The organism is Streptomyces sp. NPDC046876, assembly GCF_040645035.1.
Classification (GTDB): domain Bacteria; phylum Actinomycetota; class Actinomycetes; order Streptomycetales; family Streptomycetaceae; genus Streptomyces.
Genome location: NZ_JBEYXK010000011.1, coordinates 13,983 through 31,729 on the forward strand (window position 1 = coordinate 13,983; position 17,747 = coordinate 31,729).

At 73.6% G+C, this 17,747-nt stretch carries 13 protein-coding genes; 5 read left to right on the forward strand and 8 right to left on the reverse strand.

Annotation, left to right across the window (positions count from 1 at the left end; all coding sequences use genetic code 11):
• The 4 genes from ABZ924_RS09320 to cseB form a co-directional block, all read right to left on the reverse strand.
• Nucleotides 1–2,565 (reverse strand): FtsX-like permease family protein, encoded by a 2,565-nt coding sequence (locus tag ABZ924_RS09320; protein WP_361906227.1) that lies wholly within the window; start codon nucleotides 2,563–2,565, stop codon nucleotides 1–3.
• A 72-nt stretch (nucleotides 2,566–2,637) separates the two neighbouring features.
• The gene (locus tag ABZ924_RS09325; RefSeq protein WP_361906441.1) at nucleotides 2,638–3,393 is read right to left on the reverse strand and encodes an ABC transporter ATP-binding protein; all 756 of its coding nucleotides are present in this window, start codon (nucleotides 3,391–3,393) and stop codon (nucleotides 2,638–2,640) included.
• A 228-nt stretch (nucleotides 3,394–3,621) separates the two neighbouring features.
• Nucleotides 3,622–4,863 (reverse strand): HAMP domain-containing sensor histidine kinase, encoded by a 1,242-nt coding sequence (locus tag ABZ924_RS09330; RefSeq protein WP_361906443.1) that lies wholly within the window; start codon nucleotides 4,861–4,863, stop codon nucleotides 3,622–3,624.
• A gap of 107 nt (nucleotides 4,864–4,970) precedes the next feature.
• Nucleotides 4,971–5,714 (reverse strand): two-component system response regulator CseB, encoded by a 744-nt coding sequence (gene cseB / locus ABZ924_RS09335; RefSeq protein ID WP_361906229.1) that lies wholly within the window; start codon nucleotides 5,712–5,714, stop codon nucleotides 4,971–4,973.
• Between the two features lie 503 nt (nucleotides 5,715–6,217).
• Between cseB and ABZ924_RS09340 the strand changes: the two genes are divergently transcribed.
• Together ABZ924_RS09340 and ABZ924_RS09345 are read left to right on the forward strand one after the other, a co-directional pair.
• Nucleotides 6,218–6,991 carry an oxygenase MpaB family protein gene (locus ABZ924_RS09340; RefSeq protein ID WP_361906231.1) on the forward strand — a complete coding sequence of 258 codons (774 nt, stop codon included), beginning with the start codon at nucleotides 6,218–6,220 and terminating at the stop codon, nucleotides 6,989–6,991.
• A gap of 160 nt (nucleotides 6,992–7,151) precedes the next feature.
• Nucleotides 7,152–8,723 (forward strand): serine/threonine-protein kinase, encoded by a 1,572-nt coding sequence (locus ABZ924_RS09345; protein ID WP_361906233.1) that lies wholly within the window; start codon nucleotides 7,152–7,154, stop codon nucleotides 8,721–8,723.
• Between the two features lie 53 nt (nucleotides 8,724–8,776).
• Here ABZ924_RS09345 and ABZ924_RS09350 read toward each other — a convergent pair whose 3' ends face one another.
• The 3 genes from ABZ924_RS09350 to ABZ924_RS09360 all read right to left on the reverse strand — a co-directional run bounded on the left by ABZ924_RS09350 (nucleotide 8,777) and on the right by ABZ924_RS09360 (nucleotide 10,964).
• Complete coding sequence (locus ABZ924_RS09350; RefSeq protein ID WP_361906235.1) at nucleotides 8,777–9,877, reverse strand: hypothetical protein; 1,101 nt, start codon at nucleotides 9,875–9,877, stop codon at nucleotides 8,777–8,779.
• 82 nt (nucleotides 9,878–9,959) lie between these two features.
• On the reverse strand, nucleotides 9,960–10,517 hold the full coding sequence (locus ABZ924_RS09355; protein ID WP_361906237.1) for a hypothetical protein: 558 nt from the start codon (nucleotides 10,515–10,517) through the stop codon (nucleotides 9,960–9,962).
• Nucleotides 10,518–10,556: 39 nt separating this feature from the next.
• Nucleotides 10,557–10,964, reverse strand: a complete 408-nt coding sequence (locus tag ABZ924_RS09360) for a nuclear transport factor 2 family protein (RefSeq protein WP_361906239.1) — start codon at nucleotides 10,962–10,964, stop codon at nucleotides 10,557–10,559.
• 279 nt (nucleotides 10,965–11,243) lie between these two features.
• Between ABZ924_RS09360 and ABZ924_RS09365 the strand changes: the two genes are divergently transcribed.
• Both ABZ924_RS09365 and ABZ924_RS09370 read left to right on the forward strand, forming a co-directional pair.
• Nucleotides 11,244–11,633, forward strand: a complete 390-nt coding sequence (locus ABZ924_RS09365; protein WP_361906241.1) for a hypothetical protein — start codon at nucleotides 11,244–11,246, stop codon at nucleotides 11,631–11,633.
• Nucleotides 11,634–11,722: 89 nt separating this feature from the next.
• Nucleotides 11,723–14,953: an amidohydrolase family protein gene (locus tag ABZ924_RS09370; protein ID WP_361906242.1), complete on the forward strand. Its 3,231-nt coding sequence runs from the start codon at nucleotides 11,723–11,725 to the stop codon at nucleotides 14,951–14,953.
• 60 nt (nucleotides 14,954–15,013) lie between these two features.
• Here ABZ924_RS09370 and ABZ924_RS09375 read toward each other — a convergent pair whose 3' ends face one another.
• Entirely contained in the window at nucleotides 15,014–15,901 is an 888-nt protein-coding gene (locus ABZ924_RS09375) for a hypothetical protein (RefSeq protein ID WP_361906244.1), read from the reverse strand.
• Between the two features lie 264 nt (nucleotides 15,902–16,165).
• Between ABZ924_RS09375 and ABZ924_RS09380 the strand changes: the two genes are divergently transcribed.
• Nucleotides 16,166–17,731, forward strand: coding sequence for a M4 family metallopeptidase (locus ABZ924_RS09380; RefSeq protein ID WP_361906246.1), 1,566 nt, complete (start codon nucleotides 16,166–16,168; stop codon nucleotides 17,729–17,731).
• The last annotated feature ends 16 nt before the right edge of the window (nucleotides 17,732–17,747 follow it).

A 17,747-nucleotide genomic window follows, 5' to 3' on the forward strand; every position in this document is an offset into this window, starting at 1 on the left:
TCATCCCTCCGCGACGGCTTCGAGGGGGCTGAGTGCGGCTGCCCGGCGGGCGGGGACGGTGGCCGCGAGTGCGCCGGTCGCCAGGGACAGCAGGCAGATCAGGAGCAGCGTCCCCCACGGCAGGGCCAGCGCGTACTGCTCGATCGCGCCGCCTGCGAGCGAGCCGACCGCCCAGGCGCCGAACAGGCCGCCGGTCAGGCCGAGGAGGGTGCCGAACGCCGCGACCGTCACCGCCTCCAGGCGGATCATCCGCCGGATTCCGGCGCGGTCCATGCCGAGGGCGCGCAGGGCGCCGATCTCGCGGGTCCGTTCGGCGACGGACATGGCCAGGGTGTTCACGATGCCGAGCCCGCCGATCACTGCGCCGATGGCGAGCATTCCGTACATGACGCCCAGCAGGTCCGCCATGGTGCCGGCGGCCTCGCGGACGATCTGCTGCCGGTCCTGCACCTTCAGCAGCGGGTTGTTGCCCACGGCGGCGCGCAGCCGGCCTTCGACGGTCCCTGAGGCCGCGCCGGGGTCGGTGCGGACGAGGACACGCTGGACGGAGCCGGGCAGAAGGCTGTGCCCCGCCACCTCGGTCCGGGCGCCGAGCGCGTCGCGGGCGACGGGGTTGTCCCGGTAGACGCCCACGACGGTGTACTTCTCGAACTGCCGGCTCTGGCCCATGCCGGCGGCCAGCTGACCGCCCGTGGTCACGCCGGCGGCCTTGGCGGTGGTGCTGGAGACGGCGATCCGGCCCGGTCCGAGGTCCTTGGCGGAGCCGCTGACGAAGTGGAGCTTCATGACGGCGCCGACGGTTTCGGGGTCGACGCCGGAGATCTCGCGGACCCCGCCACCGGTGAACAGGGTGGAGTCCGTGACGGCGCTCGCGGTGCGCACCCCGGCGGTGCCGGCCACCCGCCGTACGGCGTCGGGGTCGACGGCCGTCATGGTGGAGCGGGTGCTGATCACGTAGTCGGCGTCGAGTCCGGCGGCGGCCTGGCGGTCGAGGGCCTGCCCGGTGGAGTGTCCGATGACGGCGAGGCCGGCGACCAGCGCGGTGCTGATCAACAGGGTGGCGGCGGTGGCCGCGGTGCGCCGCGGGTCGCGCAGGGCGTTCTCACGGGCGAGCTGCCCGGTGATCCCGCTGCGGCCGGTCAGCCGTCCGGTCAGCCGGATCACCGGGACGGCGAGCAGCGGGGCGAGGACGATCAGGGCGACGGTGAGGAGGAGGCAGTCGGCCATCGCGTCCTGCAGGTTCTCCTCGGAGGCGTCCTTGGCGCCCGTGAGGGAGATCAGCCGGCCCGCGCCGAGGGCGAGGAGGGTCAGGCCCGTCACGGCGCGGATACGGGGACGGCCGGCGCCGGAGGACTCGCCGGCCGTGCGCATCGCCTCGACGGGCGCGACCTTCGCCGCCCTGCGGGAGGGCAGCCACGCGGCGAGCACGGTGACGCCCACGCCCACGCCGAGGGCCGCCGCGAGGGAACGCGGGGCGACCACCAGAGGGCCCTGCGGCAGGGTGTCCTCTCCGGTGCTCAGGAGGCCGGGCAGCACCGAGGCGATGGCGAGGCCGAGCAGGAAGCCCGCCGCCGACGCGACCAGGCCGACCAGGGCGGCCTCCAGCAGGATGGAGCGCGACACCTGGCGGCGGGAGGCGCCGATCGCGCGCAGCAGCGCGATCTCACGGGTGCGCCGCGCCACGAGCATGGTGAAGGTGTTGACGATGAGGAACGAGCCGATGAACAGCGAGACCCCGGCGAAGACCATCGGCACCTTCTGGTAGCCCCTGGTCAGGGTGTTGACGAGGATGGCCTGCTGGGCTGCCAGGGCGGCCCCGGTGGTGGCCTCGGCGCGGTCGGCCGGCAGGACGTCGGTGACGCGGCGGGCGAGTTCGGCAGGGGCGGTGCCGGGCGCGGCGGTCAGGTCGAGGCCGGTGTAGTGGCCCGGTGTCGCGAACAGCTGCTGTGCGGTCTCCCGGTCGAACAGGGTGAGGGTGCCGCCGGCGGTCACGCGCGTGTCGTCGGTGGTGACGATGCCGACGAGGCGCTTGGTCATCACCGGGCCGTCGGTGGCCAGCGTGAGCGCGTCCCCGAGGTGGAACCGCCCGGCGGCGGCCGTGCCGCGGTCCACGGCGATCTCGCCGCTGCCGGCCGGGGCGCGGCCTTCGACGAGCGGGTAGCGGGCGTCCTTGCCGTCCGAGCCTGGGACGTAGGCGGCGGCCGGGTTCGACCAGGCCCGGCCGGCCCGAAGCGGTGTGCCGTCCGCCGCGGTCAGGACGGCCGCCCCGTCGACGGACGGCCGTACGGCGGCGACACCGGGCACGGCGGCCAGTGTGCGGACCAGGGTGTCGTCGAGCACGTCGGCCTGCTGGTCGGCAGGCGCCCCGGGCGGGGGCGTCTTCGCGGTCACGGTGACCGCGATGCCGGCGAAGTTCTTCGAGGCGGCGGCGCGGTGGGCGGCGGCGGTGGAGTCCGCAAAGACGAGGGTGCCGCTGACGAACGCGACTCCGAGGCAGACGGCGAGGACGGTCATGGCCAGGCGGGCCTTGTGGGCCAGGATGTTGCGCAGGGCTGTTCTCAGCATGGGGTTCCGGGGGGTCGGGCTCGACGGCGGCGAGCGGTGGGCCGGTTGGATCCTGGGTGAAGGGTCGAGGGGTCAGCCGGCGTGCGGGGGGCGGGCGCCGGAGGCGGGTTCCGCGCAGTGGTCCGGGTTTCCGCCGGGCAGACGCCGCATCAGGTCCAGGACCCGGCCCGGGGTGGGACGGGTCATCTCGTCGACCAGGCGGCCGTCGGAGAGGAAGACCACGCGGTCGGCGTAGCCGGCGGCGACGGGGTCGTGGGTGACCATGACCACGGTCTGGCCCAGCTCGCGTACCGAGTCGCGCAGGAAGCCGAGGACTTCGGCCCCGGCGCGGGAGTCGAGGTTGCCGGTGGGTTCGTCACCGAAGACGATCGCGGGGCGGGAGGCGAGGGCGCGGGCCACCGCCACGCGCTGCTGCTGCCCGCCGGACAGCTGTGCGGGGCGGTGGCCGAGGCGCTCGGTGAGGCCCACCATGGAGATCACGTGGTCCAGCCACTGCCGGTCCGGGCGGCGCCCGGCGATGGCCGTCGGCAGCGTGATGTTCTCCAGCGCGGTCAGCGTCGGCAGCAGGTTGAACGCCTGGAAGACGAACCCGATGCGGTCGCGCCGCAGCTGCGTGAGCTGCCGGTCCCCCAGGGTGCTCAGTTCGGTGGTGCCCACGCGCACGGATCCGGAGGTGGGGGAATCGAGTCCGGCGGCGCAGTGCATCAGGGTGGACTTGCCGCAGCCGGACGGTCCCATGATCGCGGTGAACTCGGCCTCCCTGAAGGCGATGCTCACCCGGTCCAGGGCCACGACCCGGGTGTCGCCGCTGCCGTAGACCTTGGTCAGGTCGGCGGTGGCGGCCGCGACGCCGGGCGGGGCGTGCGGCGTCGCGTACGGGGCGACGGAATGCGCGGTCACGGGGACTCCTCTTCGAGTGCGGGCGTACGTACTCGAAGGGTGTCCGTGCAACGTATCGGGGCCGGGGCCGCCGTGTATCAGTGGCCGCTCCGCTGTGCAGCAGTTCTGCAGCCGGGCGGCACCCGGGGCTTCGCAGCGGTTCGGTGCGCCGTCCGGTCAGGCCGGCAGGTGCAGCGCGGCGACGGCGCCGCCGTCCGGGGCGTTGTCCAGGCGCAGTTCGGCCCCCAGGACGCGGGCCTGTCCCAAGGCGATGGTCAGGCCCAGGCCGTGGCCCGCGCCGCGTTCGCGCGCGCCGGTGTGGAAGCGGCGCGGGCCGTGGAGCAGCAGGTCCTGGGGGAAGCCGGGCCCGTGGTCGCGTACGACGACCGTGCGCCCCCGGACGGTGACCTGTACGGGGGCGGCACCGTGCCGGTGGGCGTTGACGACGAGGTTGCCGATGATCCGCTCGAGCCGGCGCGGGTCGGTCTCCACGGACGCCCCGGCCGGGCCCGCCGCCGCGTTCTGCGCCGGTCCGTCCTCGGTGAGGGTGAGTTCGGTGTCGAGGCCGGTGCGCGCCACCGCCTCCGAGACGACGGCGCCGAGCGGCACCCGCGCGCGCAGCGGTCGCTCGGCACCGGCGTCCAGGCGGGAAATCTCCAGCAGGTCCTCGACGAGGCCGCGCAGATCGCGTACCCGGGTACGGATCAGGTCCTCCGTCTCCCCCGGCCCCAGCAGGTCGGAGGCGGCCAGCAGACCGCCGACGGGGGTGCGCAGTTCGTGGGCCACGTCCGCGGTGAACCGGCGCTCGGTCTGCAGCCGTCGGCTGAGGGTGTCGGCCATGAGGTCGACGGTGGCGGCGATGTCGGCCACCTCGTCGCCGCCGGGGGTGGGGCCGGTGCGGGCGTCGAAGTCGCCGCCGGAGATCCGGGCCGCGGTCCGGGCGACCCGCCGCAGCCTGCGGGCGAGCAGCCCGGCCCCGTAGACCGACAGGGGTGTCGCCGCCGCGAGCGCGATCAGCGAGGCCGTCACCATCGTCATGTCGAGCTCACGCAGGGTGTGGAGATCGGGGCCCATGTTGATCTGGACGGCGAGGACCGGGCTGCCGGGGCCGCCGGTCCGCTGGGCGCCCCAGACGCTCGGGCCGAGATTTCCCTCCACCCGCCCGTCGTAGGCCGTATGGCGCCTGTCGTCGGCCGGGTGGCGCAGGGCGGTCGGCAGGCCGGCCGGATCGAGCTCGGCACCGTCCGACAGCGCTCCCGTGCGCCGGTAGACGTCCGCGGCCGAGTAGAGCGCGTTGACGGCGCGCGCCTCGGCCCGGTCGCGGACGTCGTCCGCGGTCCACCGGTGGACCAGGACACCGACGGTGGCCGCGACCAGGCAGGCGGTGGCCGCGGCCAGCGCGGCGATCTTCCAGCGCAGGGACCCACGGGTCGACCATGGCCCGCGCGGCTCGTGCGGCCTGTTCGACTCGTTCGGCCTGTTCGGCCTGCTCGGCTCGTTCGGCCTGTGCAACGCGCGCACCGGCCTCAGCGCCTGAACTTGTAGCCGAATCCGCGGACCGTCTCGATCCGGTCCCGGCCCACCTTCCGGCGCAGCCGCTGCACGCACAGGTCCACGACCCGGCTGTCCCCGTCCCAGCCGTAGTCCCATACGTCGCGCAGCAGGGTGTGCCGCTCCAGTACCACTCCGGGGCGGGCGGCGAACTCCAGCAGCAGCTTCAACTCGGTCGGGGTCAGCGCCACCGGGCTTCCCGCGACGAACACCTCCATGCCGGCGGTGTCGATGCTCAGGTCCCCGAACACCAGCACCTCTGCGGCGGACGGCGAACGCCCGCCCCCGGTCGGCCCCGGCTGCGGCTCCGGGGCGGCCGGATAGGTCGCCCGCCGCAGCAGCGAGCGGATGCGGGCCACCAGCACGTACGTCTCCACCGGCTTGACCACGTAGTCGTCCGCGCCGGCCTCCAGGCCGGCGACGACGTCCAGGCCGTCGCCCCGCGCGGACATCATCAGCACCGGCACCAAACTGGTCTCCCGGACCCTGCGGCACAGGCCGATGCCGTCCAGACCGGGAAGCATCACGTCGAGGATCAGCAGGTCGAAGGCTCCGTCGCGGAAGGCCTCCAGCCCCGCCAGCCCGTCGGCAGCGGTCTTCACCTCGTAGCCGTAGCGCTCCAGCGCCAGGGCGAAGGACCGGCGCATCAGGTCGTCGTCCTCCACCAGCAGGACGCGCACGGGCTGCGCGGAACCTGCAGCCGGGAGGGACGAGGACACGCGGAGGACTCCTGTACGCACGATCACGAGGCACCGGCCCCGGGTGCGCTCACGGGCAGCCGGGGTCCGAAAAGGAACGATACGGCAGACTCCCGACCCGCCGACCCCGGCCCGAACCCTCGCCGACCTGCCGGGCCCCTCCCGCCCCCGTGCACCCGGATGCCGGGCGAGGTATCGATTCGGCTTGGGCCCTCCGGGCGACACCCCCTGTGGGGAGGGGTGGACGGGCCGCCAGAACGGGCACGGACACGGCCGGGCCGCAGCCACCGGCGTCCGGCCGGTCCTGTTGTCTCCCCCCACTTCCCCTCACTCTGTTTCCGCGGAGGTACGGCCATGATCGGCTGCGTGCGTACTTCGCCGCCAGCCAGGTCCTGCCCGAGTGGGCGGACCAGGCGCTGAGCCGGCGCGGGCAGGGGCTCCTCGGCCGCTACCAGGGGCACATCGCCTCGAACCTGCTCTGCGCTTCGCTCCCGCTGTGCTACGGCTGCGCGAACGGCGCGCAGGTGCTGCACCTGTCGACCCGGCTGACCGAGGGGGTGTTCCGCAGGCTGATGGAGACGGCTCAGTTCGTCGTCGACGTACTGGAGACCGGCGGTCTGGGCCCGGCCGGCCGCGGGATCCGCTCCGCACAGACGATCCGGCTGCTGCACGCCACGATGCGCTACCACCTGTCGCGCCACGACGCCTGGGACACGGCCTGGGGCGTCCCCGTCAACCAGGAGGACCTGGCGGGCACGTTGATGAGCTTCTCGGTGGTCATCCCGAAGGGCCTCGCCAAGCTGGGCGTGGAGCTCCCCGCGGCCGACCGGGACGCGTACTTCCACCTGTGGCGGGTCGTCGGGCACGTCCTCGGCATCGACGAGCGCCTCAACGCCGATCGGTTCGAGGACGCAGCCGCTCTGATGGACACGATCCTGAGGCGCCAGCAGCGGCCCTCCGAGGCGGGTACCCGGCTGACGAAGGGGGTGCTGGACTTCATCCGCGAGTGTCTGCCCGGCCCGATGTTCGCCGGGGTCGGCCCGAGCCTGATCCGCCATCTGGCCGGGGACCACGCCGCGGACGTCGTCTCCGTGCCGCCGGCCGACTTCCGCAAGCTCGCCCTGCAGGCCACCGACCCGCTGAGCTTCGGTTACGGCAAGAGCGGAGACGCCGTTCCGCTGCTCGCCAAGGCATCCAACGAACTGGGCCTGGCCGTCTTCAAGCAGGGCCTGAAGATGACCAACAAGGGTCAGCGCTACCGCTGGCAGGTGCCGACCGGTCTCGCCCCCGCGAACTGACCCCGGGCAGTCCCTCTCCGCTCCCTCCCCCGGCCGGGGCGGTGCGCCTGCGCACCCCTAGGCCGCCTCGGCCCGTCGGCCCGTCGGTACGTCGCCTAGGGTGGCCCGCAGGACGGCCCGTGTGCGGCGGGTCGCAACGGCCATGGATTGCAGGGGATTTGTGGAGGCACTGCGGCCCGGCGACCCGCCGGAGATCGGCGGCTACCGCCTGCTGGCGCGGCTCGGCGAGGGAGGCATGGGCGAGGTTTTCCTGGCCCGTACCGTCTCCGGCCGGCCCCTGGCCCTGAAGACCGTGCACCGCGATCTGGGCCTCCAGCCGGACTTCGCCGAACGCTTCGCCGGGGAGATACGCACCAACGACCGCGTGCGGTGCGCCTGGACGGTCGCCGTGGTGGACTTCAGCCCGCCCGGCACGGCACCGCAGTGGCTGGCGACGGAGTACGTTGCCGCCCCGTCCCTCGGCGACTGGGTGCGCACGCACGGGCCGCTGGCCCCACCCGCCGTGGTGTGCCTGGCACGGGAGCTGTCGGCCGCGCTCGTCGCCGTGCGAGCGGCAGGGGTCGTACACCGCGACATCAAACCGGGGAACGTACTGCTCGGCCCGGAGCGGCCCTACCTCATCGACTTCGGCATCGCCCGCGCAGCTCAGGACCCGCGCCGCACCCGGACGGGCGCGGTGGTCGGCACGCCCGGCTTCCTGGCGCCGGAGCAGGCGACCGGCGGCGTCGCGGGGGCCCCGGCGGACGTGTTCTCCCTCGCTGCGGTCCTCGTGTACGCGGCCACGGGGCGCAGCCCGTTCCTGGCTGCGGGTGAGGAGCTGGACCTGCCGGCCCTGCTGTACCGGATCGTCCACGACGAGCCCCTGCTCGACGGCGTACCGCAGGAGATCCTTCCTCTGGTGGGGGAATGCCTGGCCAAGGATCCCGGAGGGCGTCCGACCGCCGAGGAGATACGGGCACGGCTCGACGCCGCTGAGGGGCCGGACTGGAGCGGAGCGGTGCCGCCGGCCCTCCCCGCCGAGGTCGCCCGCCGGGAGGCCGAACTCCGGCTCCTGCTCACCCCGCCCCCTTCCGGGGCCGGATCCGTCCCGGCCCCTCCGCCTCCTCCCGGTGCGCCGCCGGAGGTCCCCGTCACGGCGCCCGAGAGAGCGCTGACCTCCCGGGCCCGGGTGTCGCGCCGGCCCGTGCTGCTCGGCGCTGCCGCCGGCGCGGCCGTACTGGCGGCCGCCGCCGTCCTCCCGCTCCGGTTCCCCTGGAGCGGCGACGGAGCCCGGACCGCTCCCCCTTCGGGCAGCCCGGCCGCCTCCCCGTCCGGTTCCTCGCCTTCGGGGCAGGCCCTGCCCGCGTCGTGGGCGGGTACGTGGTCCGGCGTCGGCCCCGGTACTCCGGACGCGGACGGCGTCCTGCGCGCCCGGACGGGACAGTTCACCGTCACGGTCACCCTCAACCCCGGCGCCGTCGGCGAGGTGGTGGGCCGGCAGGTCAGCGAGGTCAAGGAGATGGCCGGCGGACGCGACCTGGGGTGCACGGAGGCCCTCGCACTGCGGCAGGTCGGCCGGAACACCGCCGTCTTCGCTGCCGTGACCAGCCATCCCACGGACCGTGCGGCAACGTTCGACTGCCCCCAGGGCAATCTGTACGTGCTCACCATGGCGGATCCGGACCGGCTGACCCTGGAGTCGGAGGGAGCCCAGTCCGCCGGCGCCCCCACAACCCTGACCCGCCTCCGCTGAACCGGGCCCCTCCTCCGGATGTGCCGGCCGTACAACGGGCTTGCGGCGCGGCATCAGGAGTTGCGAGCGTGGATGTGTGACGTGGAGGGATCGAGGATGTCGCGCAGCCATGGGCTGCGGGCCGCCTCCAGCCGGGCCAAGGTGTGCTTGAACACTGCCCAGTCGATCCGGAACGCGTCATGGACACGCGGTGGGGGCGGATCGTCGCGAAGGACGCCGTCGGGCATGAGCCTCGGCGCGACGACGGGTGGCTGCGGCTCGGGGAAGACCAGCCGGAGCCATACCCCGAACGGCAACGGCACCGAGTACGTCCAGGTGGCGGAGGCGGCCGGGGTCCAGACCTCCCCGGTCTGCGGATGGGACGGCACGAGGAGGATGTCCGCGTCCGGGGCGGGCAGCCCCGGGCCGGCCAGAACGGCGCGCCGTGTCGGCGGGTCGGCCGGCAGCAGGCTACCGAGGGCGTGTTGGAACATCTCCGCGGCCAAGCCGTCCGGGACGGCGACGGCACGGCCCTCCGAAGCCGCCAGGAGGTGGGCGAGCGCCCGCCCGGCTGCCGCCACCCACTGCGGGCTCCACGACCACCGGTCGCCCGACCCCGGCGGCGATCCCCACCGGGTGATGGGCTCGAACAGGGGCACGCCCCTCCCCTCCGCCATCAGCTCCGCCCAGGAGAGCGGCCCCGGGTCGGTGCCTTCGACGGAGCGGCGGCACACGGCGCCCGGGGCGAGCCACGCGGCCTGCCAGAGCGAGCAGTCGTCGATCCGGCTCGCCACCGGCAGACCGCACGCCTCGCAGGCCAGGTTGGGACCGTCGGCCCCGTCGAGGCCGCAGCAGGCGCTGCCGCGCTCCTCCGGGATCAGTACGGTGCCGCGGATATCTCCGGGGGCGATGACGATCGCACCGGGCGCGCCGTCGGACAGGGCGTAGACCGGTGCGTGGACGCCACGGGCCTCTGCCTCGCCCGGCTCGAACTCCTCCCACCTCCGCCATGGCGGCCCCCAGGGCTCAGGTTCCACGGCGAAAGTACCCGGTTCCATGAGCACGGGGAGCTGAAGCCCGTTGCCGAACCGTTGGTGGGCGTGGGCCGGCAGTGCGACCTGGGACAAAGGGGCGGTGACTCCGGCTCCGCACCCCGCGCATACGAAAACGAACAAATGCCCTCCGCTCGGGAAACAGGGGCATCGTCGCAGCCCGGCGGCAGACGGCCTAGCGGTTTTTCGTCCGCCCCGACCCCTATCAGCTCGCGGTCTGGTCTCCGTCGGGTACGTCCTCGACCGTGACGAGGGGGCGGGGCAGGTCGAGCGCCTGGGACACCGCGTCGGCGAGGCCCTCGGGGTCCGGGCGTTCCGGGTACGGCGGCTGTTCGCCGTCGCCGTAAGCCTCGATCGCCTTCACGAAGTAGCTCGGATGCCAGGCGCCGACCGCCCCCTTGACCTGCACTGCGGTCACGGGGCGGTTGCCGACGAGGCGTTTGAGCGCTGCCGGGATCTCATCGGACCGCAGTTCACCCGGTACCTGGAACAGGCTGGCATGAGCACCGACGAGACCGCCGTCCCGCAGCCTCACGGTCACGGTGAGGCAGCTGGTGACGCTCGGGTAGGTGATCACGCCACCCGGGGCGACCTCTTTGACCTGACCTTCCGTGACCGTTGCCTTGTCCGGTGCAGCGGCACGGATGGTGGTCTCGTGGAGGGCGCTGTCAGCGGCTGCGCCGGGTGAGGCGGGGGCCACGGCGCCCGCAAGGGCTGCGGCGAGGACGGCGAATGCGGCTGCGCCGCGCTTGAGTTCGATCACAACCTTGCATTCTCCGTCATCGGCGCGCAGGTTCGGTCGTCAGCCGATCAGCTCCGGCGCGAAGTAGTCACGGAGTCTGGCGATCTTCCCGTCACGGATGCGGAAGATCTGCACGAGCGAAACCGAGACGTCCTCGGCGTCCCCGGCGAAGACCGTGTCGATCTCCGCGATGAACGCGTCGGGGTCGGATGTGGTGTGCAGTACGTATCCCGACTTCTCGGGGTCCGGCTTGCGGTGGTCCTCTGCCTGTCGGCGGTAGTACTCCGCCATGCCGCTGCGGATCTCCTCGCGACCCACCAGCCGCCGGGGAAAGGCCCCGCCTGCCGGCATCAGCGGCGCCTCGAGGATGCCGTCGGGCGTGAAGCTCTCGGCCAGTGCATCAGCGTTCCGGGTGAAGGCTCCGGCGTAGACGTAACTCTGGAAGATCTCCTGCGGCGTTCGGGACACGGCGGCCTCCCTGGGTGCGGATCGGATGTGGGTGTGGGGTGTGCGGGGGCGTGGGGGTCCAGATCATCACAATGGTGCCCGTGGGGGGCGGGTTTCCGGGAGGGTTGCCGTTTTCGCGCTGCGGGCCGCGGGGCCTGTCCGCGCCCGCGCATCGGCGCCATCACTGTGGCAGTTGTTACCGGGGGACGCCGCGGGCTGTGCAAGAGGAAACCGCCTGATCCGGCGAGGGGCAGGTAGGTTGCCCGAGCCGTTGAAGGGCTCGACTCGAGGAGGCAGTTCATGTCAGGAATCTCGCGGCGCTCACTGATCGGGTACTCGGGAACGGCTGCGGCGGGAGCGGTGCTCGCCTCCGGGGCGGCGGCCGAGGCTGCGCAGGTACAGGGCGAGGCGACCAAGAAGGCCGGCGCCGCGGCTGCCGGCGCCGCCGCGCAAGGCACCCAGGCCGCAGCCGCGTTCCCCCGCGGGACCCAGTTCAAGGGCACCAGCATGGTTCCCGGAGTCGGCGGCGAGGTGGTGATCACGTTCAGCGTCTCCACCGTGGACGCCCCGGCCTCGTACGACATCGCTCCCATCGAGCTCGCCAACGCGCTGAACAAGATCGCTCAGGACCACGGCTGGTCCCCGATCACCTTCTACGGCACACCCGCACCCGCCCCCCTCACCCCGTAGCCGAACCCGGCGTTGCCGTGGGCCCGCCTTGATCGTTGAAGCGCCTGTCGAGGGGTCTGCGGGAACGGGAACGGGAGCGGGTGGCCGGTATGGCAGTGGCGCGCAGGACGATCCTCCGGGCGGCGGCGTCCGTGGGGGCTCTGCCCCTGCCCATGGCGGCGGAGCCGACCGCCGTGGCGGTGTCCGTAGGGGGCCTCGGTTCCGGTCAGTCGGCCGGGGACACCGTACGACTGCGGCTGACCGCGGCCACGAACGGGGCGGCCACCGCTGTCGGGGAGCGGGTGGTCGCCGAAGTCCAGGGCGTGCTGTGGTCGCTGCCCGCGGACGGCTCCGCCGCGACCGCCCTCACCCCGGCCGACCTCGAGCCCACCCGTCCGGTGCTCTCCCCGGACGGCCGGCAGGTGGCGGTCAGCGCCTACCGGAGCGGGAATTTCCACATCTGGCTGTTGGGCGCGGACGGTTCCGGCCTGCGCCCGCTCACCGAGGGCCCGTTCGACCACCGGGCACCGGCCTGGTCCCCGGACGGCCGGACGCTGGCGTTCTGCTCCGAACGCGGCGGCGACCCGGTCGCGGGCAGCCCGTACCGGATCTGGACGCTGCCCCCGGCCCCGGGAGGTACGCCCCGGCAGCTGACGGGTCTGTCCGGACAGCAGGGGCCGGGCCAGGACGGGGCCTGGGAGGACTACGACCCGGCCTGGTCGGCGGACGGCCGCCGGGTGCTGTTCGTCCGGGGCACGGCGACCGCGGACGGCCTGGTGGCACGTGTCCTGGCTTCGGTGGCCGCCGACGGCAGCGGCCCCGTCCGCGCCGAGTACACCGCGGCCGAAGGCCGGCTGCTCGCCCCGGCGGTCTCCCCCGCCGGCCGCAGGGCCTGGCTGTGCGCCCTCCCCGGCCCCCGCCGCGCGGAGACCATGACCCTGTGGGTCGAGGGCGGGCGCATCCCGCTGGTCGGCGATCTCGCCGCCGCTCCCCCGCGCTGGATCGGCGACGACCGCCTCCTGGTCACGCTGGACGGGCAGTTCCGGGTGATCCGCCCGGACCGCGGCGCCGCCGGCGCGGAGCCGGACCGGATCCTGGCCTTCCACGCCGAACCGGACGTGCCCCGCCCCCGCTACCGGGTCAAGGACCACGAACTGGAGACCGAGCAGCGGCGCCCCGTCCACGGGATCCATCTCCCCTCCCTGTCGCCCGACGGCCGGACGGTGGCCTTCGCTGCGCTCGGCGCCCTGTGGACCGTCCCCGTGACCGGCGGCGCGCCCCGGCGCCGGGTCCAACTCCCGCCCACCGCCTACGTCCAGGGTCCGGCATGGAGTCCCGACGGCCGGGACCTGGTCTACACGCACGACCGGGACGGGCTGAACACCGTGCACCGCAAAGAGCTATCCGGAGGACCGGAGCGGGCGATCAGCCCGGGCGGCCGCGTGTACGGGACCCTCTCCCCCGACGGATCACGGCTGGCTGCCCTCGACCTGACGGGACGGCTGACCGTCCGCGACCTCGCCACCGGCAGCGAGGCCTCCCTCGCTGCCCCGCTCGGCGCAGGCGGGCTGCCCGGCATGCCCAGCTGGTCGCCGGACGGCCGCTACCTCGTGCTCTGCGACCGCAACCGGCTCAACCAGCGGTTCCGCGAAGGCTACAACCTGATCCGGGTCGTCGACGCCGTGACCGGAGCGGCCCGGCTGTACGCCCTGGCCCCGCACGTCTCGCTGTCCGACCGGTACGCCTCGGGCCCGGTCTGGTCACCGGACGGCCGGCACCTGGCCTGTGTCGCGGAGTCGGCGCTGTGGCTGCTGCCGGTCGGTCCGGACGGCGCCCCGTCCGGACCCGCCCGCCGGATCACCGCCGAGCCCGCCGAACACCCCTCCTGGTCCGGGGACGCCCGGACCCTCCTCTACCAGTCCGGCGCCCGGCTGCGGCTGCTGCGACTCACCGCGGACGGCTCCCCGGACGGACCCGCCCGGACCGTGCCGGTCGCCCTGGACCGCCGCCGGCCCGAACCGGTGGACATGCTGGTGCGCGCCGGGCGGTTCTGGGACGGCACCGGTGCCCCGCCGCGCACCGAGGTGGACGTCCTGATCCGCGGCGGGCGCATCGCGGCCGTCGAGCCGCGGCGCGCGGGCCGCACCCGGCGCCCGGCCGCGCGGACCGTCGACGTACCGGAGGGCACCGTCCTGCCGGGTCTCTGGGACGCGCACGTGCACCCGTACTGCAACACCTACGGCGCCCGGCAGGGGGTCACCGCCCTCGCCTACGGGATCACCACGACCGTGTCCCTCGGCGGCTCCGCCCAGGAACAGGCCCGCCTGCGGCAGGACGTACTGGCCGGACGGCTCGCCGGGCCACGGCTGCTGACCTGCGGGGAGCACCTGGACGGCAGCCGGGTCGCGTACACGATGAGCCGCGCCCATCGCACGCGCGAGGGGGTGGCCCGCTCGCTCGCCCGGGCGGCGGAGCTGGACTGGGACGTGCTGAAGACCTACGTACGGGCACCCGGCTGGCTGATGGCGGAGGCCGCCCGGTTCGCGCACGAGCGGCTCGGCGTGCGGGTCGGATCCCATCTGTGCGCCGCGGGGATCGCCGCCGGGCAGGACCTGACCACGCACCTGGTGGCCACCGAGCGCGCAGAGAGCGGGCACGGTGCCACGGCGCAAGGGTTCACCTACCAGGACGCCCTGGAGCTCTACACCCGCGGCCGGTTCCATCTGATCGCGACCCCGTTCACGGCGCTGCCGCTGCTCGGGGAGGATCCGGCGGCCGCCGAGGACGAGCGGGTGCGGACGCTGATGCCGCCGTGGGACGTCGCCGCCGTGCGGGCCGCGGCTGCCGTACCGCCGAGCGCCGACCAGCTGCTGGCACTGGAGCGTGAGGTGTCGGTCTACCGGCGGATCCTGGCGGGCGGCGGGCTGGTGGCGCTGGGCACGGACGCCCCGCTGGTACCGGTCGGCCTCCATCTGCACCTGGCCCTGCGGGCATTGCACCGGTACGGACTGAGCCCTGCCGAGGCCCTGGCCACCGCGACCCGCGTCCCGGCCCGGGTGTTCGGGCTGGAGGACCGGCTGGGCACCGTCGAGCCGGGACGGATCGCCGACCTGACGGTGGTCGACGGAGACCCGTTCACCGACTTCGCCGATCTGATCCGGATCCGGGCGGCGGTCCGCGGCGGCGTGCTCCACGAACGGGCTGATCTGGTCAGCGCGTTGGCCGGTGGCGGTTCGTCCCGCGCCCCGGAGCCCGAGGGCGGCTGGCGTGCCGTCACCCGCCATCTGCTCCGGGACAGCTGCTGCGGCGGCCCGGACGGGTGGGGCGTCGCGCCAGGGTAGGGGACCGGCCGGGGCCGGCGGGCGTTCCGTGTCGCCCGGCCGGGCGACACGGGGCGTGGGTCAGATCTCGAGGGCGCCGGGGAACGGTCCGTTCCCGACACCGGGCGCGGTGACGGCCAGCCAGCCGTGACCGCTCATGGGGGTGTTCTCGTCGATGTTCTCCGGGTCGACGGTCAGTGATTCCGCCACGCCGTTGGCGCTCGTCTCGCACGAGGCGTTCGCCTCGTACAGGCCGGGTTCCCAGTATTCGTCCTCCGTCTGGGGGGTCTCCCAGGGCATCGGGTCGCCCGTCCAGGCCGGCTCGCGGTAGGTCTGGTAGGAGCGGATCACCCGGCCCTGCTCGGCGATCGCCCAGCTGTGGTAGTCGTCGTAGGCGTCACGGCAGTAGAAGTGGGCCTGCCCGCAGTGCGCGCTGACCCGTGCCAGCACCTCCTCCTCGGCGCACGCGGACACCGGCCCGCCGAACACCATCCGCCAACCGGCGAACTCGGGCGTGACGAAGGCCCGCTGGACGGTCCTCTCCTCGCCTTCGGGGCCGGTCGTCACGGCCGTGCCATGCTCCACTGCCGACATGCCCATGGCCATGGTCGCGGGGATGCGGTCGTACAGCCCCAAGGCGTCGAAGACACCCTCGTACGCAGCGGCCGGCACCGCGATCCACATGAACGGGCAGTGGTGGTCGAGCGGCCGGTCGTCCAGCAGCTTGATCCGGACGAGGCGCTCCAGCGCCCGCCGGTCCCGGTCGTCCAGCTCGTCCCCGGCACCAAGCATCGCCAGCGCGTGCAACGCGTGGCGGCGCAGCGTGCCCGGACCGCCGCGTCGTATCTCCAGCAGGCCGCTGACCCCTTCGGGACCGAGCGCCTTCAGGTCCTTTTCGACCTGCCACAGAGCGTCTTGGCGGGCGATCTGCAGCAGGAGTGGCTCAAGGGGCGGGTTCTGCGTACTCATGACGCCGACCCTAGCGGGCGTGGAGGAAGCCCATGCCTCCCTCCTGGCACGGCAACCCGGCCCCGGCGGCGCGGAGGACGACCGGCGACGGTCAACTCCGGTTCCAGGCAAACGGAATGCACCGTTTTCGTTCGTTGAGCGGACCATGTCCGCCGCTCAACGGACAACGGCAGGTCAAATCCATGTTGCGTACCTGTCATTTCGCTCGTCTTGCTGGCACTCTCTCAGCCAGTCCCCCACGGCCATTAAGGAGAGAGATCCCCCATGTCCTCAACCCCCCACCCCCGCGCGCTGCGTGCCGCCGCGATCGTCGCTTCCGCGGCCATGGTCGCCATCGCCTTCCAGAGCGGCTCCGCCAGCGCGTCGGCCGAGCGGGAGGCGGGTGCCACCGCCGTCACGCTGTCGGCCGGGGCGCGCGCCCAGGCCATCAGCGCGGCGCAGAACGCGTCGGCCGACACCGCGCGCGCCATCGGGCTGGCCGATGACGAGCGCCTCGTGGCCCGTGACGTCGTCAAGGACGCGGACGGTACGGTCCACACCCGCTACGAACGCACCTACGCGGGCCTGCCCGTCCTCGGCGGCGACCTGATCGTCCACCAGAAGAAGGACGGCAGCCGCAAGACCACCAAGGCGGTCGAGGCCCGCATAGCCCCCGCCGGCGCCCGCTCCGCCCTGCGGACGGCTCCCGCCGGCGCCCGCCAGGTGGTGTGGGCCGCCACCGGCACCCCGGTCTTCGCCTACGAGGCCGTCGTCACCGGCACCCAGGCCGACGGAACCCCCAGCGAGCGGCACGTCATCACCGACGCCGCCACCGGCGCCGAGCTCTACTCCTACGAGGCCATCGACACCGGCACCGGCACCAGCGAGTACTCCGGCACCGTCACCCTCGGCACCGCCCCGAGCGGATCGGCGTACAGCCTCACCGACACGGCGCGCGGCGGCCACAAGACGTACGACCTGAACGGCGCCACGTCCACCGGCACGGGGACCCTCTTCACCGACGCCGACGACACGTGGGGCGACGGCACCCCGTCGAACCGCCAGACCGCGGCCGTCGACGCCCACTACGGCGCGGCCGTCACGTGGGACTTCTACAAGACCGAACTCGGCCGCAACGGCATCGCCGGGGACGGCAAGGCCGCCTACTCCCGCGTCCACTACGGCAACGCCTACGTCAACGCCTTCTGGTCCGACAGCTGCTTCTGCATGACCTACGGAGACGGCCAGAACAACCAGAAGCCCCTGACCTCGCTGGACGTCGCCGGCCACGAGATGAGCCACGGCCTGACGGCCGCCACGGCCAAGCTGAACTACAGCCGCGAGTCGGGCGGTCTGAACGAGGCCACCAGCGACATCCTCGGCACCTCCGTGGAGTTCTTCGCCAACAACCCCGCCGATCCCGGCGACTACCTCATCGGCGAGAAGATCGACATCCGCGGCAACGGCACCCCGCTGCGCTACATGGACAAGCCCAGCAAGGACGGCGCCTCCGCCGACTACTGGTCCAAGACAGTGGGCCGGCTCGACGTCCACAACTCCTCGGGCGTCGCCAACCACTTCTTCTACCTCCTCTCCGAGGGGAGCGGCGCGAAGACGGTCAACGGGGTCTCGTACGACTCGCCCACCTACGACGGTTCGACCGTCACCGGTATCGGCCGCACCAAGGCGTACAAGATCTGGTACAAGGCGCTCTCGACCTACATGACGTCGACCACCGACTACGCGGGCGCCCGCGTGGCGACCCTGAAGGCGACGGCCGACCTGTACGGCTCGACGGGCACCGAGTACCAGCAGGTGGCGGCTGCCTGGAAGGCCGTGAACGTCAACTGACGGCCGGTGTGGGGGT